23 protein-coding genes are annotated in these 20,725 nt (G+C 70.3%); 17 read left to right on the top strand and 6 right to left on the bottom strand.

Translation table 11 applies throughout. The annotated features are described in order from the left end of the window. Window positions 1-108: 108 nt before the first annotated feature. Genes HDA39_RS08085 through HDA39_RS08060 form a run of 6 tightly spaced genes read left to right on the top strand, consistent with a single transcriptional unit; the run spans window position 109 to window position 6,399 of the window. Window positions 109-1,689 carry an ABC transporter substrate-binding protein gene (locus tag HDA39_RS08085; protein WP_337925671.1) on the top strand — a complete coding sequence of 527 codons (1,581 nt, stop codon included), beginning with the start codon at window positions 109-111 and terminating at the stop codon, window positions 1,687-1,689. Further along, complete coding sequence (locus HDA39_RS08080; protein WP_184794608.1) at window positions 1,677-2,729, top strand: ABC transporter permease; 1,053 nt, start codon at window positions 1,677-1,679, stop codon at window positions 2,727-2,729. Before HDA39_RS08085 ends, HDA39_RS08080 begins: the two co-directional genes overlap by 13 nt. Beyond that, complete coding sequence (locus HDA39_RS08075; RefSeq protein ID WP_184794607.1) at window positions 2,726-3,559, top strand: ABC transporter permease; 834 nt, start codon at window positions 2,726-2,728, stop codon at window positions 3,557-3,559. Before HDA39_RS08080 ends, HDA39_RS08075 begins: the two co-directional genes overlap by 4 nt. Then, complete coding sequence (locus tag HDA39_RS08070; RefSeq protein WP_184794606.1) at window positions 3,556-4,377, top strand: ATP-binding cassette domain-containing protein; 822 nt, start codon at window positions 3,556-3,558, stop codon at window positions 4,375-4,377. The genes HDA39_RS08075 and HDA39_RS08070 overlap by 4 nt, the downstream gene beginning before the upstream one ends. After that, window positions 4,371-4,952, top strand: a complete 582-nt coding sequence (locus HDA39_RS08065; RefSeq protein ID WP_184794605.1) for an ATP-binding cassette domain-containing protein — start codon at window positions 4,371-4,373, stop codon at window positions 4,950-4,952. Before HDA39_RS08070 ends, HDA39_RS08065 begins: the two co-directional genes overlap by 7 nt. 46 nt (window positions 4,953-4,998) lie before the next feature. Next, window positions 4,999-6,399, top strand: a complete 1,401-nt coding sequence (locus tag HDA39_RS08060; protein WP_184794604.1) for an MFS transporter — start codon at window positions 4,999-5,001, stop codon at window positions 6,397-6,399. Here HDA39_RS08060 and HDA39_RS08055 read toward each other — a convergent pair. Genes HDA39_RS08055 through HDA39_RS08045 form a run of 3 tightly spaced genes read right to left on the bottom strand, consistent with a single transcriptional unit; the run spans window position 6,375 to window position 9,015 of the window. Continuing rightward, window positions 6,375-6,956 (bottom strand): GerMN domain-containing protein, encoded by a 582-nt coding sequence (locus tag HDA39_RS08055; protein ID WP_337925670.1) that lies wholly within the window; start codon window positions 6,954-6,956, stop codon window positions 6,375-6,377. The two genes, HDA39_RS08060 and HDA39_RS08055, sit on opposite strands and share 25 nt — an antisense overlap. Then, the gene (locus HDA39_RS08050) at window positions 6,953-8,317 is read right to left on the bottom strand and encodes an ATP-binding protein (RefSeq protein WP_184794603.1); all 1,365 of its coding nucleotides are present in this window, start codon (window positions 8,315-8,317) and stop codon (window positions 6,953-6,955) included. The genes HDA39_RS08055 and HDA39_RS08050 overlap by 4 nt, the downstream gene beginning before the upstream one ends. Continuing rightward, on the bottom strand, window positions 8,314-9,015 hold the full coding sequence (locus HDA39_RS08045; protein WP_184794602.1) for a response regulator transcription factor: 702 nt from the start codon (window positions 9,013-9,015) through the stop codon (window positions 8,314-8,316). The genes HDA39_RS08050 and HDA39_RS08045 overlap by 4 nt, the downstream gene beginning before the upstream one ends. 140 nt (window positions 9,016-9,155) lie before the next feature. On the opposite strand from HDA39_RS08045, the gene HDA39_RS08040 reads away from it, so the two are divergent. The 3 genes from HDA39_RS08040 (at window position 9,156) to HDA39_RS08030 (ending at window position 10,801) form a co-directional block, all read left to right on the top strand. Next, a complete protein-coding gene (locus HDA39_RS08040; RefSeq protein WP_184794601.1) occupies window positions 9,156-9,470 on the top strand; it encodes an STAS domain-containing protein in 315 nt (104 codons plus the stop codon). Then, window positions 9,467-9,949 carry a hypothetical protein gene (locus HDA39_RS08035; RefSeq protein ID WP_184794600.1) on the top strand — a complete coding sequence of 161 codons (483 nt, stop codon included), beginning with the start codon at window positions 9,467-9,469 and terminating at the stop codon, window positions 9,947-9,949. The genes HDA39_RS08040 and HDA39_RS08035 overlap by 4 nt, the downstream gene beginning before the upstream one ends. 156 nt (window positions 9,950-10,105) lie before the next feature. Beyond that, entirely contained in the window at window positions 10,106-10,801 is a 696-nt protein-coding gene (locus HDA39_RS08030) for a GAF and ANTAR domain-containing protein (protein WP_184794599.1), read from the top strand. Window positions 10,802-10,882: 81 nt separating this feature from the next. On the opposite strand, the gene HDA39_RS08025 is transcribed toward HDA39_RS08030, so the two are convergent. Next, a complete protein-coding gene (locus tag HDA39_RS08025) occupies window positions 10,883-11,461 on the bottom strand; it encodes a SecDF P1 head subdomain-containing protein (RefSeq protein ID WP_184794598.1) in 579 nt (192 codons plus the stop codon). A gap of 210 nt (window positions 11,462-11,671) precedes the next feature. Here HDA39_RS08025 and HDA39_RS43105 point away from each other — a divergent pair, with 210 nt between their 5' ends. From HDA39_RS43105 to HDA39_RS08005, 4 genes are all read left to right on the top strand, one after another. Beyond that, window positions 11,672-12,352: a TetR family transcriptional regulator gene (locus HDA39_RS43105; protein WP_184794597.1), complete on the top strand. Its 681-nt coding sequence runs from the start codon at window positions 11,672-11,674 to the stop codon at window positions 12,350-12,352. Between the two features lie 174 nt (window positions 12,353-12,526). Then, window positions 12,527-12,955, top strand: coding sequence for a hypothetical protein (locus HDA39_RS08015; RefSeq protein WP_184794596.1), 429 nt, complete (start codon window positions 12,527-12,529; stop codon window positions 12,953-12,955). A 151-nt stretch (window positions 12,956-13,106) separates the two neighbouring features. Then, window positions 13,107-13,544 (top strand): sigma factor-like helix-turn-helix DNA-binding protein, encoded by a 438-nt coding sequence (locus HDA39_RS44085; RefSeq protein ID WP_420488797.1) that lies wholly within the window; start codon window positions 13,107-13,109, stop codon window positions 13,542-13,544. Further along, on the top strand, window positions 13,439-15,094 hold the full coding sequence (locus HDA39_RS08005; RefSeq protein ID WP_184794595.1) for an amylo-alpha-1,6-glucosidase: 1,656 nt from the start codon (window positions 13,439-13,441) through the stop codon (window positions 15,092-15,094). The genes HDA39_RS44085 and HDA39_RS08005 overlap by 106 nt, the downstream gene beginning before the upstream one ends. Before the next feature lie 22 nt (window positions 15,095-15,116). Here HDA39_RS08005 and HDA39_RS08000 read toward each other — a convergent pair whose 3' ends face one another. Next, window positions 15,117-15,596 (bottom strand): carboxymuconolactone decarboxylase family protein, encoded by a 480-nt coding sequence (locus HDA39_RS08000; RefSeq protein ID WP_184794594.1) that lies wholly within the window; start codon window positions 15,594-15,596, stop codon window positions 15,117-15,119. Between the two features lie 268 nt (window positions 15,597-15,864). Between HDA39_RS08000 and HDA39_RS07995 the strand changes: the two genes are divergently transcribed. From HDA39_RS07995 to HDA39_RS07985, 3 genes are all read left to right on the top strand, one after another. Beyond that, window positions 15,865-17,904: a HelD family protein gene (locus tag HDA39_RS07995; RefSeq protein WP_184794593.1), complete on the top strand. Its 2,040-nt coding sequence runs from the start codon at window positions 15,865-15,867 to the stop codon at window positions 17,902-17,904. Window positions 17,905-17,979: 75 nt separating this feature from the next. After that, window positions 17,980-19,032: a serine hydrolase domain-containing protein gene (locus HDA39_RS07990; protein WP_184794592.1), complete on the top strand. Its 1,053-nt coding sequence runs from the start codon at window positions 17,980-17,982 to the stop codon at window positions 19,030-19,032. A gap of 86 nt (window positions 19,033-19,118) precedes the next feature. Then, complete coding sequence (locus HDA39_RS07985) at window positions 19,119-19,625, top strand: DoxX family protein (protein ID WP_202892908.1); 507 nt, start codon at window positions 19,119-19,121, stop codon at window positions 19,623-19,625. On the opposite strand, the gene HDA39_RS07980 is transcribed toward HDA39_RS07985, so the two are convergent. Beyond that, complete coding sequence (locus HDA39_RS07980; RefSeq protein ID WP_184794591.1) at window positions 19,597-20,214, bottom strand: dihydrofolate reductase family protein; 618 nt, start codon at window positions 20,212-20,214, stop codon at window positions 19,597-19,599. The two genes, HDA39_RS07985 and HDA39_RS07980, sit on opposite strands and share 29 nt — an antisense overlap. An 81-nt stretch (window positions 20,215-20,295) precedes the next feature. Here HDA39_RS07980 and HDA39_RS07975 point away from each other — a divergent pair, with 81 nt between their 5' ends. Continuing rightward, window positions 20,296-20,712: an MmcQ/YjbR family DNA-binding protein gene (locus HDA39_RS07975; RefSeq protein WP_184794590.1), complete on the top strand. Its 417-nt coding sequence runs from the start codon at window positions 20,296-20,298 to the stop codon at window positions 20,710-20,712. Window positions 20,713-20,725: the final 13 nt, after the last annotated feature.

The raw sequence follows: 20,725 nt of genomic DNA, 5'->3' as shown, positions 1-20,725 counted from the left end.
AGCAGGTCAACGCCGGTTCCTGACACGGCAGTTGCCTTCACCCCCGATCACCCCATAGGTTTCCCTCGACTTCTGCGATCCAGTCGCAGGTGGAACGAGGAGGAATCGGTGCTGCGTGGAGCGAAGGCGGCGTCCGCCGTCGTAGGGCTGCTGATGGTTTCGGCCGCGTGCACGGCAGGTGTCGACACACCGGCCTCCAGCGGTACGCCGAAGGAACTGCGCCTGGCGATCGGCGGCGAGTCCGAGGACGGGTACGACCCGACGCTCGGCTGGGGCCGGTACGGGTCTCCGCTGTTCCAGTCGACCCTGCTGACGCGCGACGCGGACCTGAAGATCGTCAACGACCTGGCCACCCGACACTCGGTGAGTGCCGACGGCCTGGTCTGGACGGTCGACCTGCGCACCGACGCGAAGTTCAGCGACGGGCAGCCACTCACCGCGAAGGACGTCGCCTACACCTTCACCACCGCCAGCAAGTCCGGCGGCCTGACCGACGTCACCGCGCTCAGCAAGGCCGTTGCCACCGACAACGACACGGTCGAGCTGCACCTCAGCCGCCCGCAGAGCACGTTCGTCAACCGCCTGGTCTCGCTCGGCATCGTGCCCGAGCACGCCCACGGCAAGGACTACGCCCGCAAGCCGATCGGGTCCGGCCCGTTCACCCTGGTCCAGTGGGACGAGGGCCAGCAGCTCATCGTGCAGCGCAACGAGGCCTACTACGGCACCAAGCCGGCCTTCGAGCGCGTCGTGTTCACGTTCACCGGCGAGGACGCGACGCTCGCGGCCGCGAAGGCCGGCCAGGCCTCGATGGCCGCCGTACCGTCGAACCTGGCCAAGACGACGATCGACGGCATGCGGCTCGTCCCGGTGAAATCGGTCGACAACCGTGGCGTGATGTTCCCGTACGTCGCCGACACCGGCCGTCAGACCAAGGACGGGCAGGCGATCGGCAACAACGTCACCTCGGACAAGGCGATCCGGCAGGCGATCAACTACGCCGTCGACCGGGACGCGCTGGTGGACGGCGTACTCGAAGGCTTCGGCTCGCCCGCGACCGGGCCCGTCGACGGCTTGCCCTGGTACGAGCCAGCCTCGGCGATCAAGAGCGGCGACGCCGCCAAAGCCAAGCAGTTGCTGACCGACGCCGGCTGGGTCGACAAGAACGGCGTCCGCGAGCGCAACGGCGTCAAGGCGGCGTTCAACCTCCTCTACCCGGCCGACGACACCCTGCGGCAGGGACTCGCGCTGAGCGTCGCGGACATGGTGAAGCCGCTCGGGATCCAGATCAAGGCGCAGGGCGTGAGCTGGGACGTGATCGACAAGCGGCTGCACTCCGACGCGGTGCTGTTCGGGTGGGGCAGCCAGGACCCGACCGAGATGTACAACCTGTACTCGTCCACCCAGGCCGGCGTCGAGTACTGGAACCCGGGCTACTACGCCAACGCCGCCGTCCAGAAGGACCTCGACGCCGCGATGAGCGCCACCGACCAGGAGCAGGCGACGACGTACTGGAAGGCCGCGCAGACCGGCTTCAGCGCCACCGGCGACGCCGCCTGGGCCTGGCTGGTCAACCTCGAGCACACGTACTTCGTCAGCGACTGCCTCGACATCGGCAAGCCGCAGATCGAGCCCCACGGGCACGGCTGGCCGGTCACCGCCGGCATCACCCAGTGGAAATGGACGTGCTGACCAGCGAGACGCCGGAAGCACCCGCACCCGGCGACGGCCGCGGACACCGCGGCGGCTCGCTGGGCGGAGCCCTGCTCTCCCGGCTGGTCCGCCTGGTCCTGCTGCTGTTCGCCGTCGCCGTGGCGTCGTTCGCGCTGATGCTCGGCTCACCGGTCGATCCCATCGACGCGTACGTCGGCGCGGACATCGCCGCGATCGGCCCGGAGCAGCGCGCCCAGATCGCCGAGCGCTGGGGCCTCGACGACCCGCCGGTCGAACGCTTCACCAGCTGGCTGTCCCAGGTCGTCAGGGGCGACCTCGGGCAGTCCCACACCTTCAACCAGCCCGTCGCGGACGTCATCGCGGGCAAGTTCCTGACCAGCCTCGCGCTGATGTCCGTCGCCTGGTGCCTGTCGGGCGTGATCGGTTTCGGCCTCGGCCTGCTGGCCGGCATCCGGCGGGGCCAGCTCACCGACCGCGTCATCACCTGGTGGGCCTACACCCTCGCCAGCGCCCCGACGTTCTGGGTCGGCCTCCTGCTCCTGTACGCGTTCTCGGTCGCGCTCCAGTGGACTCCGGTCTGCTGCGCCGTACCGGTCGGTCAGGTCGCGAGCGAGGTCGGCCTGCTCGACCGCCTGCACCACCTCCTCCTGCCCGCGGTGACGCTGAGCCTGGTCGGCATCGCGCCCGTCGTACTGCACACCCGGCAGGCCGTGGCCGTCGCGATGGCCAGCGACTACGTCGCCTTCGCCCGCGCGCAAGGCGAACGCACCACCGGCCTGGTCGTTCATCGAGTACTACGCAACGCCGCCGGCCCCGCTCTGCTCCTCCAGTTCAGTTCGCTCGGTGAACTCTTCGGCGGCTCGCTCCTCGCCGAACAGGTCTTCTCCTACCCGGGTCTCGGCGCCGCGACCACGGCAGCAGCCCTCGGCCAGGACGTCCCGCTCCTGCTCGGAATCGCCTTGTTCACCACGCTGTTCGTCTACACCGGCAACCAGCTCGGCGACCTCCTACACAGCTGGCTCGACCCGAGAACGCGACGGCTCGGGGCCGCCCGATGACCCAGCTCCTGGCCACCAGCAGGCGCAGCCGCACCCTGGCCTACCTCACGCTCTCCCTCGTGATCGTCGTCGGTGTCACCATCGCGGGCACGCTCGCCGTCGACGCCGCCAGTACGACGGAACTCGCGGCGCGCAACCTCAGCCCGTCCTGGCAACACCTGTTCGGCACCGATCGACTCGGGCGCGACATGCTCGCCCGCGTCCTGTCCGGCCTGCGGCTCAGCCTGGTCGTCGGCGTCAGCGCCGCGCTCGTCTCGGGTCTGCTCGCGATGCTGATGGCGTGCGCGGCCGCGGTCGGTGGTCCGGTCGTCGACCGCGCGGTCACCTGGCTCGTCGACCTCTTCCTCGCACTCCCCCATCTGGTCCTGCTGATCCTCCTGGCCTTCGCACTCGGCGGCGGCACCCGCGCGGTCGTCATCGCCGTCGCCGTGACCCACTGGCCGTCGCTGACCCGAGTACTCCGCGGCCACGCCCGCCAGGTGGTGTCGTCGGACTACGTGATGATCGCCCGCCAGCTCGGCCGAGGTCGTTGGTGGATCGCCCGGCGCCATGTCGCGCCGCAACTGGTCGGCCACTTCCTGGTCGGCACGGTCCTGCTGTTCCCGCACGCGATCCTGCACGAGGCCGCGCTGTCGTTCCTCGGTCTGGGCGTCGATCCGGCCGAGCCGTCCATCGGCGTCCTGCTGGCCGAGTCGATGCGGTTCCTGTCCGCCGGAGCCTGGTGGCTCGCCGTACTGCCTGGCCTGTGCCTGCTCGTCGTCGTCAAGCTGGTCGACGCGATCGGCGAGAACACCCGGGCCCTGCTCGACCCGAGGAGCCACCACCTGTGAGCCCGCTGCTGGCCATCGAGCAACTGACGGTGAGCTTCGTCCAGTACGAGCGCGGCCTCCGGCGCCGCGAAGTCGTCGCGCTGTCCGGCATGGACCTGACCGCCGACCGCGGCCAGGTCGTCGCGCTCGTCGGCGCGTCCGGCGCCGGCAAGACCCTGCTCGCGCACGCCGTCCTCGGCATGCTGCCCCCGAACGCGACCGAGTCCGGCACCATCCAGTACGACGGCCGCCCGCTCGACCACGCCGAGCGGCGCCGCCTCGCCGGCCAGGAGATCGCACTGCTCCCCCAGTCGGTCGACTACCTCGACCCACTGGCCACCATCGGCCGCCAGGTCACCCGCTCCGCACAGCTGGCAACCCAGCTCGGCGCGCGCGCCGGCCGTCGCGCCGGGCATCGTGTCGCCGCGACCGTTCTCGCCGCGCGCGGCCTCGGCCCCGAGGTCCTTCGGCGCTACCCCCACGAACTCTCCGGCGGCATGATCCGCCGCGTCCTACTCACCATGGCGACCCTCGGCGACCCGCACCTGATCCTCGCCGACGAACCGACCCCGGGGTTGCCCCGCGAGGACGTCAGCGCCGTACTGCAGGAGTTCCGCGCGCTCGCCGACGACGGCCGGGCCGTCGTACTGATCACGCACGAGCTGGGCGGCGCCCTGGAGGTCGCGGACACCGTGGTGATCTGCCGCGAAGGCCGCACGATCGAGACCGTCACGCCGGCCGGGTTCAGGACCGGCGAGCTGCGCGACCCATACACGAAGGCCCTGTGGCAGGCCCTTCCCGCCAACGGTTTCGCCGTTCCCGAGGAGCAGTCGTGCTGATCGCCAAGGACCTCTGGTTCCGCTACACCCGGGATTGGGTCGTCCAAGGGACGTCGCTGACCGTGGAACCCGGCGAGGTGGTCGGCCTCTTCGGCCCCAGCGGCTCGGGCAAGTCGACCATCGGCAAGCTCCTCGCCGGATTCCTCACGCCCACCAAAGGCGAGATCCTCGTCGACCCCCGCGGCAGCGCGCACCCGGTCCAGCTCGTGCTCCAGCACCCCGAACGCGCGATGAATCCGCACTGGACCGTCCGCGAGATCCTCGCCGAGACCGGCGCCTCCCAGGCCGAGGTCGAGGCGGTCGATCCGCACCTGGTCCGGCCCGTCTGGTTCGACCGCTTCCCGCACGAGATCAGCGGCGGCGAGCTCCAGCGGGTCAACCTCGCCCGCGCCCTGCTCGCCCGCCCTCGCTACCTCGTCGCCGACGAGATCAGCGCGAGCCTCGACGCGATCACCCAGGCGCGCATCTGGCACCTGCTGCTGGAACAGGCTCGCGCGCAGGAGATCGGCGTGGTCGCGATCTCCCACGACCCGGACCTGCTGGCCGCCGTGACCGATCGCGTCATCGACCTCTGACCCCCTGAGGTCGACATCGGAAGCTTTCCGATGCTACTTTCGGAACATGTTCCGAAAGCTACAGGACAAGTCGGGCGCCACCCTCGCCGTGGTCGCCGTCGTGCAGTTCATGGTGTCCCTCGACCTGTCGGTCGTGAACGTGGGACTTCCCCAGATCGCGAACGGGCTCGGGTTCAGCGCGACCGGAGTGACGTGGGTGATCCACGCCTACGCACTGACCTTCGGCGGGCTGCTGCTGCTAGGCGGCAAGGCCAGCGACCGGTACGGGCGCAAGCAGCTGCTGCTCGCCGGACTGGCCCTGTTCGGCCTGGCATCGCTGGTCGGCGGCTTCGCTCAGGAGCCCGGCCACCTGGTCGCGGCCCGCGCCGCCCAAGGGATCGGGGCCGCGGCCCTGGCGCCGGCCGCGCTCGCGTTGCTGGCGACGACGTTCCCGAGCGGCCGGGCCCGCGTGAAAGCCTTCGGCGTGTGGAGTGCGATGAACGCCGCGGGCGGTGCGCTCGGCGTACTGATCGGCGGCGTGCTCACCCAGTACGCGAGCTGGCGGTGGGTGATGTTCGTCAACGTCCCGATGGCGGCCATCGCGTTCGCGCTGGCCTCGGGCGGAGTCGCCGCCGGCCTGCCCGTACGCCGTGGCCGCCCCGACGTACTCGGCGCCGTACTCGCGACCGCCGGCATGTCGGCCCTGGTCTTCGGCGTCGTCCGGACCGACCGCCATGCCTGGGGATCACCGACCACGCTGATCACGCTCGCGATCGCCGTCGTACTGCTCGCTGGGTTCGTCCTCGTCGAACGCACGACGCGCCGCGAACCGCTGGTCCGGCTGGGCCTCTTCACCAACCGCTCGGTGTCCGGCGCGAACGCCTACAACCTGCTGGTCGGTACGGCGATGGCGTCGTCGTTCTACTTCATGTCGCTCTACCTGCAGCGCGTGCTCGACATCGGCCCGGCGCTGACCGGCCTGATGTTCCTGCCGTTCGCCCTCGGGGTTGTCGTCGGCTCGGTGCTCGCCATCAAGCTCGGCTATCGCTTCCCTACAAAGAATCTCCTGATCGGCGGCGCACTGCTGACCGCGACCGGGTTCGCGTGGTTCGGCCAGGTCAGTGCCGACGGCAGCTTCCTCACCGACGTCCTCGGCCCGTCGGTCATCGCCAGCATCGGCTTCGGCCTCTGTCTCGGCCCGCTCGTCGCCACCGCCACCACCGACGTCGCACCCCACGAAACCGGTACGGCGTCCGGCCTCCTCAACAGTTCTCGCCAACTCGGCGCATCCCTCGGCCTGGCAGCTCTCGGAACCGCCGCCCACCAGCACACCGAATCCACCGGCTCCCTCAACGACGGCTACGCCCGAGGCCTGACCCTCTGCGCCGCAGCCCTGCTCGTCGCCGTACTGATCGCCGCCATCACCTTGCCCAGCACCAAGCATCAGCCGGCGCGGAGTGCGGCGTAGTCGGCGGCGGTCAGCGGGTTGGTCGTGAGCGCGCCGTCGGCCAGCAGCGCTTCGACGGGCAGGCCGTCGCGCTCGAACGTGACTTCCTTGACGGTCGGGATCGCGGTCGCGGACAGGACGATCTGGCCGACAGCGAGCACGTTCTCGGCGGCTGAGCCGTCGGTCTCGCCGACCAGGCCGATCACCGCGCGGTCGCCGTCCACAGTCGTGACCGTCAACTGCAGGCCGGCCGGCAGCGCCGAGGAGATCCCGCTGGCGCGCTCGCGCTCGGTCGGGCCGGCGACCAGCGCGGTGACGATCGCGGCCAGGCGATCCTGCGCCGGCCCGTTCGGCACCTCGCGTACCGAGCGCACTAGCCGGTCCTTGCGGACGAAGTTCACCACCACGCTCACCTGCCCGGGCCCAGCGGTCGACGGCGACACGTCGCGCGGCAACGCCGTCTCCCGCAACCGCGACGGCAACGCCTCCGGCTGGATCTCCACCGGCGAGTCCTGCGAAGGCACTCCGCACCCACCAAGCATCAGTACGACGGCCAGCCCCAACGCCCAGCGCCTCACCGCTTCACCTCCGGCAGCCGTACGACGAACCGCGCGCCACCCGCCGGCGACGCCTCGCACCACACGGCACCACCGTGCGCGGCGGCCGTCTCGGCGACCAGCGCCAGCCCCAACCCGGTCCCCGAGGACGAGCCCCGCCGATTCGGCCCGGTCGCGAACCGCTCGAACACCCGCTCCCGGTCCTCCGGCGGAATCCCGCTCCCCGCGTCGTCCACCTCGACCAGCACATCGTCGTCGGAACGGCTCACCAGCACCGCGGTCACCCCACCACCATGCCGCTCGGCGTTCTCCAGCAGATTCCGGAACAGCCGCCCCAGCCGGGCCTTGTCGCCGCGTACCTCGATGCCCTCGGCACCTTTCACCAGCTCCGGATCGTCGCCGACCTCACCCACCACGTACCGCAGCAGCTCGCCCAGCGGGACCCTGGCCTCCGACCCCAGATCGAGCCCGGCGTCCGACCGCGCCAGCTCCAGCAGGTCGTCCAGCAACCGCCGGAACCGCTCGAGATCCGCCGAGATCAGGACCAGCAACTGCTGCGACCGCGGCGGCAGCTCGTCCCGCCGCGCGGTGAGCAGGTCCACACTCGCGACCAAGGTCGTCAACGGCGACCGCAGCTCGTGGCTCACATCCGCCGCCAGCCGGGCGTCCCGCTCGATCCGCTGCTGCAGCGTCTCGACCATACTGTTGAACGAGGCAACGATCGTCGCCAGCTCCGGGTCCTCGGTCGGCGGCAGCCGGGTACCCAGCTCGCCACCCGCGATCGTGGCCGCCGCCACCGCGACCCGGTTCAGCGGAATCACCACCGACCGGCTCGCCCAGGCCCCGAGCGCCGCGCCGGCACCCGCCGACAGGATCGCCCCGCCGATCAGGATGCTGCTCAACAGCCGCAGGATCCCGTCGAGCTCGCTCAGCGGCGCGATCTCGTAGAACTCCCCGCCCACGGCCGGCAGCGGTACGCCGACCACGAGCACCGGCCCGTCGGCGGTCCTGAACCGCTGTGTCGCGGCCCGCCCTTCGGCACCCTCGGCCCGCATCTCCGCCGGGACCGCCTCGCGCCCCTGATCCAGCGCCGACCCGTACCACTGGTTCTGCCACTTCAGCACCACCGTGTGGCCGGCCGGCGTACCGGCCGCGGTCAGTACGGCGGACACGTCTGCCCCCGCCGTCTCGAGCCGGCGCTGCACGAACCCCGCGTCGGCCAGCGCCTGGCGCTGCACCACGTCCTGACGCTGCCCCAGCAGGAACCCCCGCGCCAGCGCATAGGTGCTGACGGCGAACACCGCCGACACCAGCAGCGCGACCAGCGCGAACGCGATCACGATCCGGTGCCGCAGGCCGAGCGCGGCGATCGCGCGGTTCACCGCGGGTCCAGCCGGTAGCCCATCCCGCGCACGGTGACCACCAGCAACGGGCGGCCCGGATCGCGCTCGATCTTGGTTCGCAACCGCCGGATGTGCACGTCGACGATCCGTTCGTCGCCGTAGAAACCGTGCTCCCACACCGAGGACAGCAACGCCGGACGGCTGAGCACCCGCCCCGGCGGCCGGGCCAGCTCCGCGAGCAACCGGTACTCCGTGACGGTCAGCTTGAGGTCCGCACCCTGCAGCAGCACCGACCCGCGCGACCGGGACAGCACCAGCCGGCGTACCGGATCGGAGTCCAGTACGACGTCCGGCTCGGTCGCCTCCGTACTGGTCCGGAGCCGCCGGCGGAGCGCGCGCAGCCGAGCGGTGAGCTCCTTGACCTGGAAGGGTTTGGTCACGTAGTCGTCCGCGCCGGCTTCCAGCCCGGCGACGATGTCGTGGGTGTCGGAGCGGGCGCTGACGATCACGATCGGGATGTCGCTGAGCCGGCGAATCTCCCGGATGCAGGTGTAGCCGTCGATCTCGCCGAGCATCAGGTCGACCAGCACCAGGTCGGGCAGTACGGTCCGGACCCGCTCGAGGGCCGCGGGCGTGTCGGCGGCCTCGGTCACCTGATGCCCCTCGTCCTCCAGCGCGAGCCGCAGGACGGTGCGGATGCGGTCGTCGTCCTCGACGACCAGGACCTGCAACGCCATCGAACCATCCTCGCAACCGATCGGGAGCAGCTGACGCCTGGGGCCCTTCTCGTCATCGGATCGTAAAGAAGGCGCTCGATCGTTCTCAACGTCCACGGGGAAGAGTAGAAGGATCTTGTCAGTGCGCCGGGAGGTCCGCCATGACCCGTTCCGTTCCCACCCCACCGCCCCGGAAGGCCATCGTGACGATCAGCGAGGCCGAGGTCGCCGCCGGCCTGACCGCCCTGCGCTGGCAGCTCAACGACCTGGTGATGGACGGCGCCTGCCTGGTCGTGATCGACGTCTCCGACCTGGACCAGATGTCGTCCACGCTGCTCGCGGCCCTGCTCGACACGCACCGGGTCTGCCGCCGGCGCGGCGGTGGAGTGGTCATCCGGCACGCCAACCGGCGAGCCGCCGACGCCCTGCACCGCACTGGCCTCGACCGGGTCTTCGAGGTCGAGGCCGCCGCGTGAACAATCGCTCGACCAACCGGCGTACCCTGCCGATCTCGCCGACCCGCCGCTGCCTGCGCCGCCCGGGTACGCCGTACTCGCGACCGGTGCCGCAGACGACCTGTCTGCCGCACGGCATCGCGATCTCCTGCGCCTCCGAGAACTCGCCCCGCCCCGGTGTCGACTTCATCGATCTCGCCGTCATCGAGCTCCTCGACGCGTACACGGCGTACCTCGACGAGCTCACGGGCGCGGGGGTCCTGGTCCTGCCACCCGGCGACCACTTCCCCAGCGCGACCGCGCTGCAGGAGCTCGACACGCTCGGCTGGCTCGTCCTGGACAACGAGGCCGGCCTGCCGGAGATCGCCGGCCGGACCGCCGACGGCAACCTCGCCTTCTGCCTGTACGCCGACTTCGCGGTCACGCCGGCTCCCGACCTGGAGACGCTCCAGAAGACGCTGACCGCGCTCAACTACGCGGCGAGGATCAAACGGAGCTGAGCGCCGAGGTCCGAGCGGCACCGTGCAGCTGCCCTTGCCGTTGCCCGAGCCGTGCGGCCGGTCGCGGCCATGCTGGGGCTGGTGAGGCAAAATGTTGCTCAGAGGTCCTCCGAGCGGCGGAGTGACCGTCGTGCGGACCTGGGAGACCGAGTGGCGATGCTTGATCCTGTCGACGGCGCGGACGCCGACGCGTTCGCGCGGCTGGCGGTCGAGCTGCACGACGCCTCCGGGGTCGACGACACGGTCGAGGCCGTGGTCCAGTTCGCGCTGCAGGCGCTGAACTGCACGTACGCCGGTCTGGCGCTGTCCACCCGCGGTCAAGCCAGCGAGATCGCCGCGGTGACCGACCCGGTCGTCGCCGACGTCTACACCCTGCAGATCGACACCGAGGACGGCCCGCTGGTCACCTCGCTGCGGGACCGGAGCACGGTCCTGATCCGCGACACCCACACCGACGAGCGCTGGCCGAAGTGGGCCGCCAAGGTCTCCGCCCTCGGGGTGCGCAGCGTGCTCGACGTCCCGCTGATGCTCGGCGACGACGCTCGCACTGTCGGCGTACTCGGTCTCTACAGCCCTGAGCCGGACGCCTTCGGGCCTGACGACGAGGCGATCGCCGAGATCCTCGCGCGGCACGCCACCATCGCCGTCGCCACCGCGCGGCACGAAGAGACGATGGCCCTGGCCGTCGACGCCCGCAAACTGGTCGGCATGGCGATGGGCATCCTGATGGAACGCTTCGACATCGACGGCGACCGGGCCTTCGCCATCCTCAAGCGGTACTCCCAGGACACCAACACCAAGCTCCGCGACGTCGCCCAGGAACTTGTCGACACCCGCCGACTCCCGCACTGACGATCGCGACATCCTCGTACCCGACGCTGACGGGGGGAAACACCGAGGACGACCTGCTGTCGGCCGGACTCGCCCCGCTGATCAGCCGCCGAGGGCGTCGGCCAGCTTCTCCGCCTCCTCCTTGGTGAACTGGGCAGCGCTGATCTCCAGCTGCCCACCGGTGATCGCCGACATCACCGACGGCGCGCTGACGACCTCACTGTCGACCACGATCGCGATCTGATTGGCCGGGGGCGTCTGCATCGCCACGTCGGTCGTGAGCTGCTCGAACAACTTGCTGCCGTCGTCGTCGAGCTGCACCGCGACCACCCAGCTGGTGTTGCTGAACTTCGCCTCGGCGTTCGCGACGTTCCGGCCGTCGAGCTCCACCTTGCCGAGGGTGTAGCCCGTCCCGTCCGCGCCGCAGACGATCCCGGACGTCGACGGCGGCGAGGCACAGGTGCCCGGAGTCGCCGTCACCACCCGCCGGAACTCGACCGCGGCCGGGTTCCGCGGCTCCGGCGAATCCGCCTGCTGATCGGTGTCGCGCAGCACCACGACGACGGTCAGCACAGCCAGCACGAGCACCACCACGGCAAGCACGCCGACGAGCACCAGCGGACCACGATTCCGCTTCGGCGGCCCGTACTGCGGTGGCGGGTACGGCGTCGGCTGCGTCATAGGGCGATCCTATCGGCGCCCGCGCCGCGACGCGCCGAATCCCTTGTACTGCATCGATTCCCGTCCGCCCGTTGCTGCTGAAAGCCTTCCCGTCGGGGCACCGATGCCTCCGGCAATCTTTTACCTCCCCAAGGGCACCTTCGGCACCCGCGCCGGCGCCACGCACCCCCGGTGCTGGGATCGGGCCGCGCCGGACAGCATGATGGGGAGGTGCCCAGATCCAGCGCCAGCAGCGGCCAGACCGGCCGGCCACCCGTCACGTCCCGGGCCGAGATCCTCGCCGCCGCCCGGCGGCTGATCGACCGGGACGGCTGGGAGAAGCTGACGATCCGCGGTCTGGCCGGTGAGCTCGGCATCGGCGCGACGACGCTGTACCACCACGTGCGCGACAAGGAAGACCTGCTGCTCCTGCTGCTCACGGAGTACGCCGCACAACTGCCGCACCCGGAGCTGCCCGCGGAGCCGCGCGACCGCATCATCGCCGTCGGCGTACTCATCCACGACGCGTTCGCCGAGTGGCCCTGGGCCGCCCAGGTCCTCACCACCGACGGCTTCGTCGCCCGGATCGGCGACCCGGCCCTGTGGTTCGTCGAGGCGATCCTGGCCGGAGCCGTCGACCACGGCTGCACCCCGGCCCAGAGCGTCCTGATCTTCCGCAACATCTGGTACTACACCGTCGGCGAGATCCTGGTCCGCGCCAACACCGCCCGCCGCCACCCCGACGCCGACTTCCCACCCGCCGAGAACAGCCCCTTCACCGGCCAGAAGACCGCCGCACTCCCCCACCTCACCGCCGTCGCCGGCCAATGGGCCGAGCTGGCCCAGGCCAACACCTACCCCCAAGGCCTCGCCGCCCTGGTCGACGGCCTACTCACCCAAGCCACCACCTGACAAACCGCCAACGGCACCTGGCGGCCGCTCGACCGTCGCCGACGCTCGCGAGGTCGATCCCAGCGGCAACGCCTCGCCCTCCATCCCCCACGCCTGTCCCCACGTCGATCCCGGCGACAGCGCCTCGCGCCCATCCCTCAAATCTGTCCCGGCGGCAGCGTCTAAGGTAGCGGCGTGGAGAGTGAAGCCAGCTGGCGCGATCGGCGGCGTGAGGCGGCCGCCGAGCAGGCGGCGGCCCTCGACCGTCGGCGCGCGCAGGAGACCGCCTCCGCGCGGGCCTTGCTCGCAGACTTCGTGGACAAGGTGAAAGCCGCCGGCATCGAGCCCCAGCCCTTGCGTGCCCAGGTCGTCGGCTCAGGCGCGAGCTACCGGACGAACCTCGTCGGCTGGTACCTCAAGCGCAACCGATCCCTCGCAGTAGATGCCGAAGGCAACTTCTACCTGCTCGGCGTCCGTCCCAGCCTGAAGGCGCGACTCGCCGGCCTCCAGATCGAACCCTCCGACCCGCCCCTCACGGTCGGCCTCGGCGCCCGCGACGGCGAGTCGATGCCGCTCAAACAACTACTGCACCTCCGCCTCGAAGCCGGCCCCGACTGGACCTGAGCGACGCCCCCAACCTCCGGCCCGCGCGCGACGGGAGCGGTACGTCGGCGAGTGGATCCCCGAACCGCTCCCCGACGCCACCGACTGGCTCGGCGGCCAGGCCGCCCCCAACGATCCCGCCGACCGGGTGACGCTCGACGAGTCGGTCAACATGGCCTTCCTCGTCGTCCTGGAGTCGATGACGCCGGCCGAGCGCGTCGCGTTCGTGCTGCACGACGTGTTCCGCTACCCGTTCCCCGAGGTCGCCGAAATCGTCGGCCGTACGCCGGCCGCCTGCCGCCAACTTGCCTCCTCCGCCCGCCGCCAACGCACCTCCACCACTCACCAACCTCCCCGCACCCCCTGCTTCCGGCCTACCACGAGCGCAACCACCAACCCAGCCCGCGGGTTACTGAGTGCTGCAGGTCCGCCGCTGGACGGTGGTGGAGGGCGACGCGGGCGGTCGTCTGATGCAGGCATCGCATATCCAATAGGATCTAACCCATGGACTTCGATCTTCGTGAGATTCCCTTCAGCCGGCGTGGTTCGTGGCTGGCGCTGTCGCCTGTGGTTGCCAGCGGGGTGGTGGCGGACGATGTCCATCTCGTGACGCACCAGACCAGGCAGGTCGGTGTCTTCGCGTTGCGGCCTTCGGAAGCTAGCGAGCTTGTCGCGACGCCCGAGGTGTTGCGGTGGGAGGCGGCGGCTGGGCGGATCGAGGCGGTGTTCGAGACTGTGGACACGGTGCGGTTTCGGGGGCGAGGCACAGCGCTGGAGTTGGAGGCCGATGACGAGGCGCATCTGTTCGTGGATCCGACCGATCTGAGTCCGGTCTTCGCGAGTCATGCTTCGGGGCGGCGGTACCGGGTCACGATGCTGCGCGGCGAGGCGACGACCGGGCCCGGGCGGAGTGTGCGGCTGGACGGGGCCGAGGGCTGGGAGGCAGTCATCGAGGAGTTCGGTACTGCGCGCCCGCCGTACGGCGAGAAGCAGACCACCGACGGCCGTCCGGCGGAGTTCGACCAGGTGGTCGCCGAGGTCCGGGCCGAGTTCGGGGCGTTCGTCGAGCGGGTCGCCGGGTGGCGGACCGCGGAGTACCCGGCGGCCGAGGCGGCGGCGTACGTGCTGTGGGCGAGCATCGTGCGGGCGGACGGATTCATCACGCGCGAGGCCGCGTTGATGTCGAAGCACTGGATGGATCGGGTGTGGAGCTGGGACCACGCGTTCAACGCACTCGCGCTGGCGCCGGGTGAGCCGGAGCTCGCGCTGGATCAGTTCCTGATGCCGTTCGATCATCAGGAGACGAGTGGGGCGTTGCCGGACGTGGTCGGGCACTCGGGGATCGTCTACAACTTCGTCAAGCCGCCGATTCACGGGTGGGCGTGGCGGAAGTTGTCGGGCGCGGCCGACCCCGAGGTGTACGAGCGGCTGGCGGCCTGGACGAACTTCTGGCTGGACCGGCGCCGGGTGCCGGGGCACGCGCTGCCGCACTACCAGCACGGTTTCGACAGCGGGTGGGACAACGCGACGATCTTCGACCACGAGCCGGTGATCGAGTCTCCCGACCTCGCGACCGTGCTCGTTCTGCAGTTGGACGCGCTCACCGCACTGGCCGAGGAGCTCGGGCGCGCCGACGACGCGGCGTACTGGAGCACGACCGCCGACGAGATCGTCGCTGCGTTGCTCAGCGAGCTGTACGACGGCAACGGGTTCGTCGCGCGGGGTGCGTTGAGCCGTACGCCGAGCAAGACCACCAGTCTGGTGACCGCGCTTCCGATCATGCTCGGGCGGCGCCTGCCGGCGGAGGTGGTCGAGCAGCTGGTCGTGAAGATCCGGCGGCATCTCACCGATTGGGGGCTGGCCTCGGAGGATCCGGGCTCGGAGGACTACGCCGCCGACGGCTACTGGCGAGGTCCGATCTGGGCGCCGCCGAGCGTGCTGCTCGACGACGGGCTGCGCTCCGTCGGCCAGGTCGAGCTGGCCGACGAAGCCAGCAGCCGCTTCCGGCGGTTGTGCGAGCGGTCCGGCTTTGCGGAGAACTTCGACGCGCTGACCGGTGAGGGCCTGCGTGATCGTGCGTACACGTGGACGGCGAGTGCCTATCTGCTGCTGGCCCGTGAAGACGCAGCACGGCGGCGCCACGTAGTCCCCGCGACCTGAACGTGAATGCCGCTCGCCCGGGTCAATTGGCGAGCGCAGCCGCCATACCCACCTCATAAGCGCCCGCAGGGTTGCGGACGATCACGTTCATCCGGTTGGCCGCATTGATCAAAGCGATCAAGCAGACCAGCGTACCGAGCTCGTCGTCGGTGAAGTGCTTCCGCACGCCCGCCCACGTCTCATCACTGACGCCCTCCGGACCCAGCCGGGTGCCCTCCTCGGTCAGCGCGAGCGCGGCCCGCTCCGCGTCGGTGAACACGATGGCCTCGCGCCAGACCGCCACCAGGTGCAGCCGCTGCTGCGACTCCCCCGCGGCGGTCGCCTCCTTGGTGTGCATGTCGACGCAGAACGCGCACCCGTTGAGCTGGCTGGCGCGCAGCTCCAGGATCTCCTGCAGCGCCTTCGGCAGCGTCGACTGCGCGAAGATTCCCGCCACCGAGTACAGCCGCTTCGCGACCTTCGCCGCGGTCGGGGTCTCGAACAGGTTGAACCGTGCTTCCATCATCGTCTCCTCTGTCGGTGTTGCCCACGAGACACCGACGGCCCACACCCCGTGACAGCTCGCCGGAGTGACCTGGGCCTCACCCGGAAATCCGGTGGTGGCCGGCCGCACCACCTGCTAACGTCGCCGGTCTGTCTTTTCGGGTGGCTTGTCTGCACTGCGTGAAGGGTCGTAACGAACCGGACGTGCTCCGGGGCGGGATCTCGAAGATCGCCGCCGGCACCGTCGTTCGTTCCCCCACCGCGACAGCGAGAGGTCGTACACACCGATGGCCGAAACCCAGCAGAACTCCGAGCTCGACCACGAGCGCGACTACCTCACCGAGTCCCGCGCCGCGCTGCGCCGGATGCACCACGACGTCACCGTCCGGGAGATCCCGGTGATCGGCGGCGAGGACAACGACGAGCGCTTCACCAACGAGGCCAACCAGCGCGCCCACCAGCAGCGGACACTGGCGCTGCTCGACCTGCCCGACGTGCCGCTGTTCTTCGGCCGGCTCGACTACGAGCACGGTGCGATCGAGGACCTCGACCGGTTCTACATCGGCCGCCGGCACGTGCACGACGGCACCGGCGTACCGATGGTGATCGACTGGCGGGCGCGCGTGTCGGTGCCGTTCTACCGCGCGACCCGCAGCGATCGGCAGCAGGTCCTGCTGCGGCGCCGGTACGGCTTCTCCGACACCGCCGAGCTGACCGGCTTCGAGGACGAGCCGATGATCGGCGCCGAGGAGCTCGACCAGGCCGACCGGTTCCTGCGCGCCGAGATCGAGCGCCCGCGCACCGGCCCGATGCGCGACATCGTCGCCACGATCCAGCCTGAGCAGGACGACCTCGTCCGCGCTCCCCTGCAGCCGAGTGTCTGCGTCCAGGGCGCACCCGGTACGGGGAAGACCGCCGTCGGCCTGCACCGCGTCGCGTACCTGCTCTACACCGAGCGCGAGCGACTCAGCCGCGGCGGCGTCGTGATCGTCGGGCCGAACCGCTCGTTCCTGTCGTACATCCGCAAGGTCCTGCCCGCGCTCGGCGAGGTGAACGTCCGCCAGATCACCATCGAGGAGCTGATCACCCAGCCCGTGCTCGCCGTCGACAGCTCGGAAGCCGCGCGTCTCAAGGGCGACGCCCGGATGGCCGACATCCTGCTCCGCGCGCTCTGGACCTCCGTCGGTACGCCGACCGAAGGAATCCTGTACAGCAAGGGATCCCAGCGCTACCGCGTGCACGACTACGAGCTCGTCGACATCGTCACCGCTCTGCACGGGTCGACCCGCTACACCCCGGGCCGCAACGCGCTCGCACAGCGCATCGCGCACGCCGTACTGGTGCTGATGGAACGCCGGGGCGAGTCGCCCGACGACCGCGTGCAGAACGCCGTCGCCCGGTCGAAGCCGGTGAAGCAGCTGGTCGACGCGGTGTGGCCGAAGGTGACGCCCGAGCAGGTGCTGTGGAAGTTGTTCTCCAACGCCGAGTTCCTGGCCGAGCAGGCACCCGAGCTGACCGAGGACGAGCGCACCGCGCTGCTGTGGCCGAAGCCGCCGCGCTCGGCGAAGTCGGCGAAGTGGTCGAGCGCCGACACGGTGCTGCTGGACGAGCTCGGCGACCTGATCGAGCGGCACGCCGGTTCGCTCGGGCATCTCGTTCTGGACGAGGCGCAGGACCTGTCGGCGATGCAGCTGCGCGCCCTCGGACGCCGCTGCCGCACCGGCTCCGCGACGGTTCTCGGCGACCTCGCCCAGGCGACGACCGCCTGGGCCGCCGGTCCGTGGGACCAGGTCCTCGCCCATCTCGGCAAGGAGGACGGCATCGTGGCCGAGCTCGACCGTGGGTTCCGCGTGCCCGAGCAGATCATCAACCTCGCGGCGCAACTGCTGCCGACGATCGCGCCGACGCTCGGTACGCCGAGCGGGATCCGGACCGTTGCCGAAGCCCTCGAAGTCGTTGCCGCCGACAAGGACACCTTCACGGCAACCATTGTGGAGGCGTGCCAGGACGCGCTGGCCGGCGTCGGGTCGGTCGCGCTGATCGCCGCCGACGACCAGGTCGAGCAACTCCGCGACGTACTGGCCGGCGCCGGTCTGCAGCCCGCGCTGCTCGGTGCGGTCGAGGACGCGATGGACACGACCCGCCTGGTCTGCGTCCCGGCGACGCTGGCGAAGGGACTCGAGTTCGACGCGGTGGTCGTCGCCGAGCCGGCGCGGATCGTCGCGGCCGAGCCGCGCGGGCTGCAGCGCCTGTACGTCGTACTGACGCGCGCGGTCAGCCGGTTGCAGATCGTGCACGCCGATCCGTTGCCCGAAGCCCTGGGATAGCGGGGGTTTCCCCGAGGGCCGGTTCAGGTCTTTCCCGGTTACGGGCGGCCGGTGCGCGGGGCCAGGGTGGTGCTCATGATGATGACCCTGGGGACAGCCGTCCTGAGCACTGCCCTGATGGCGACGCCGTTGCCCGCCGCCGAACTGCAGCAAGAAGTCGACGCCGTCGTCGCCGCGGGCGCCACGAGCGCGACGGTCGAGGTCAGCGGCGACGGCCGACCGGCCCGCGCGTCGAGCGGCCCCGCCGTGGCCGGCACGAACTGGCCGGTCCCGCAGAACGCGCGGTTCCGGATTGGGAGCGAGACCAAGACCTTCCTGGCGACGGTCGTGCTGCAGCTGGTCGACGAGGGCCGGCTGAGCCTCGACGACAAGGTCGAGCGCGTCCTGCCGGGCGTCGTCCACGACGACCGGATCACCGTCCGCCAGCTGCTCAACCACAGCAGCGGTCTGTACGAGGTGCTCGCGACGATGCCCTCGCCGCGGTCGGAGGAGTTCCTCGCCATCCGCTGGAAGACGTGGACGACCGCCGAACTCGTCGCCCGCGCGACGGCGTACCCGGTCGTCTTCACGCCCGGCACGGAGGTCCGGTACAACAACACCGGGTACCTGGTGCTCGGCCTGATCGTCGAGAAGCTCACCGGCCATTCGTACGCCGACGAGATCAAGCACCGCATCATCCAGCCGCTTCAGCTGAAAAGCACGTCGCTCCCCGGAACGAACCCGTTCATCTTCGGACCGCACGCGCGCGGCTACCTGCCGCTCGAGCGGGGACTGGTCGACATCACCGAGGTCAACCCGTCGATCCTGAACGCGGCCGGGGAGATGATCTCCACCACCCGCGACCTGAACCGCTTCTTCCAGGCCCTGCTCGGTGGCGAGCTGCTGCCCGCCCACCTGATGCAGGAGTTGAAGACCACCGCCCACGGCTCCCAGTACGGTCTGGGCGTGATCAGCCGCGGCGTGCCCTGCGGCACCGCGTGGGGCAAGGACGGTGACGCGCCGGGATACTCGACGTGGACCTTCGTCTCGCCGACCAACCACCGCAGCGTCACCGTCTCGGTCACCTGGGGAGCGGGCAACCACAAAGCCGCCGTCAACGCCCTCCTCGACAAGGAGCTGTGCCGCTAGCGCTCGGTGCGATCGCCGATGCGACTGGATCGCAGATAGTTCGGCGTGGGGCCCAGCCGGTGAGCCATCGGTGACGAACTGCTCACATGATGTCATCGCTGAACGCGACGCTGATCCGGTTCGAAGGCGCTGTGCACGGTTGGCTGATCCGGCACGCGATCACCGCCCTGCGGCTCAGCATGGGGGTGGTGTTCGTCGGCTTCGGCGTTCTGAAGTACTTCCCCGGGACGAGCCCGGCCGAGGACCTCGTCGTCACGACCATCGACGCGATCAGCTTCGGTCTGGTCCCCGGACCGCTCGCCCTGGTGCTCACCGCGACGCTGGAGTGCATGATCGGACTCGGTCTTGTCGTCGGACGCGGCCTCCGGCTGACCGTGTACCTGCTCGCCGTACAGCTGCTGGGAATTCTGTCTCCTCTGGTGGTTCTTCCCCATCGCCTGTTCAGCGGGCCGCATCACGCTCCCACGCTCGAAGGGCAGTACGTGCTCAAGGACCTGATTCTGGTGGCGGCCGCGATGGTGATCGCCACCCGCTTCCGTGGGGCCAGGATCGTCCGCCCGGACGCTAGCGTCGTACGAGCCGGACGTGAGTGACCGCCGGCGAGCTGATCTGTTGCACGACCTCGTACTGCTTCAAGGCATTCCCGAGGTCGGCGAACAGCGGCTCGCCGGCGCCGGCGAGGATCGGCGCGACGGCGATGTCGAGCTGGTCGATCAGCCCGGCCCGCAGGTACTGCCGGACGACCGACGCGCCGCCGGCGACGATGACGTCCTTCTCACCCGCCGCAGCCTTCGCCCTGTCCAGCACGACCTCGATCGGCTCGTCGGTGAAGTGGAAGGTCGTGCCTCCCTCCATCTGCACGGCTGCCCGCGGGTGGTGGGTGAATACCCACACATCGTGGTGGTACGGCGGATTGGCGCCCCACCAGCCGGTCCACGACTCGTCCGGCCACTCGCCGCGGATCGGCCCGAACATGTTGCGCCCCATGATGGTCGCCCCGAACGACTCGGCGTCCAAGCCGACCTCGGCGTCCAGCCCGGTCGCGGTCCCGTCGAACAGCGGGTCCATCCAGTCGTGCAGGTGGTCGACCCCGTCCCCGAACGGCTCCTCCAGCCGCTGGTCCGTGCCCGCGCCGAACCCGTCCAGCGTGATCGTGAAGTTGTGAACCCGAACCTTGCCCATGATCGTTTCCCTCCGCGTAAGTTCCTGCTGACACCCCTTGGTCGGAGCCGCCGGGCAGGCTTTGACATCTAAACTGAGAGGATGCCGGGGCGTAGAGCGAAGGTTGCAGACGTGCACGAGATCGCGCTCGGGATGCCGCACGTCACGGTCGAGCAGGGCGGGTCCGGCAATCCCGTCTACCAGGTCGGCGGGAAGTCGTTCGTGTTCTTCCGGACGCCCCGGCCGGACGCGTTCGACCCGGAGACCGGCGAACGGTACGACGACGTGATCGTGATCTGGGTTCCGGCCGAGGAGGACAAGCTCGCCCTGGTCTCCGACGAGAACGGCCCGTTCTTCACCACGCCGCACTTCGACGGGCACCTGTCCGTCCTGGTCCGCGGCAGCCGGATCGGCGGCCTGTCGCGGCAGGAGCTGGCCGAGGTGATCCAGGACGCCTGGCTGTCCCGCGCCTCGCAACGCAGAGCGACGACCTGGCTCGCGGAGCACCGGCTGGCCTGATCCCCCGCTATCG

Source organism: Kribbella italica (genome assembly GCF_014205135.1).
Taxonomy (GTDB): domain Bacteria; phylum Actinomycetota; class Actinomycetes; order Propionibacteriales; family Kribbellaceae; genus Kribbella; species Kribbella italica.
The sequence above is the reverse complement of the archived record's forward strand: the minus strand, read 5'-3'. Positions and strand labels throughout refer to the sequence as shown.

What these genes read in the sequence shown, in the direction of transcription:
- HDA39_RS08080 (WP_184794608.1), top strand. Translation starts at nt 1,677, where the DNA reads ATGGACGTGCTGACCAGCGAGACGCCGGAAGCACCCGCACCCGGCGAC.
- HDA39_RS08075 (WP_184794607.1), top strand. Translation starts at nt 2,726, where the DNA reads ATGACCCAGCTCCTGGCCACCAGCAGGCGCAGCCGCACCCTGGCCTAC.
- HDA39_RS08060 (WP_184794604.1), top strand. Translation starts at nt 4,999, where the DNA reads ATGTTCCGAAAGCTACAGGACAAGTCGGGCGCCACCCTCGCCGTGGTC.
- HDA39_RS08045 (WP_184794602.1), bottom strand. Translation starts at nt 9,015, where the DNA reads ATGGCGTTGCAGGTCCTGGTCGTCGAGGACGACGACCGCATCCGCACC.
- HDA39_RS08040 (WP_184794601.1), top strand. Translation starts at nt 9,156, where the DNA reads ATGACCCGTTCCGTTCCCACCCCACCGCCCCGGAAGGCCATCGTGACG.
- HDA39_RS08030 (WP_184794599.1), top strand. Translation starts at nt 10,106, where the DNA reads ATGCTTGATCCTGTCGACGGCGCGGACGCCGACGCGTTCGCGCGGCTG.
- HDA39_RS08025 (WP_184794598.1), bottom strand. Translation starts at nt 11,461, where the DNA reads ATGACGCAGCCGACGCCGTACCCGCCACCGCAGTACGGGCCGCCGAAG.
- HDA39_RS44085 (WP_420488797.1), top strand. Translation starts at nt 13,107, where the DNA reads ATGGCCTTCCTCGTCGTCCTGGAGTCGATGACGCCGGCCGAGCGCGTC.
- HDA39_RS08005 (WP_184794595.1), top strand. Translation starts at nt 13,439, where the DNA reads ATGGACTTCGATCTTCGTGAGATTCCCTTCAGCCGGCGTGGTTCGTGG.
- HDA39_RS08000 (WP_184794594.1), bottom strand. Translation starts at nt 15,596, where the DNA reads ATGGAAGCACGGTTCAACCTGTTCGAGACCCCGACCGCGGCGAAGGTC.
- HDA39_RS07995 (WP_184794593.1), top strand. Translation starts at nt 15,865, where the DNA reads ATGGCCGAAACCCAGCAGAACTCCGAGCTCGACCACGAGCGCGACTAC.
- HDA39_RS07990 (WP_184794592.1), top strand. Translation starts at nt 17,980, where the DNA reads ATGATGATGACCCTGGGGACAGCCGTCCTGAGCACTGCCCTGATGGCG.
- HDA39_RS07985 (WP_202892908.1), top strand. Translation starts at nt 19,119, where the DNA reads ATGATGTCATCGCTGAACGCGACGCTGATCCGGTTCGAAGGCGCTGTG.
- HDA39_RS07980 (WP_184794591.1), bottom strand. Translation starts at nt 20,214, where the DNA reads ATGGGCAAGGTTCGGGTTCACAACTTCACGATCACGCTGGACGGGTTC.
- HDA39_RS07975 (WP_184794590.1), top strand. Translation starts at nt 20,296, where the DNA reads ATGCCGGGGCGTAGAGCGAAGGTTGCAGACGTGCACGAGATCGCGCTC.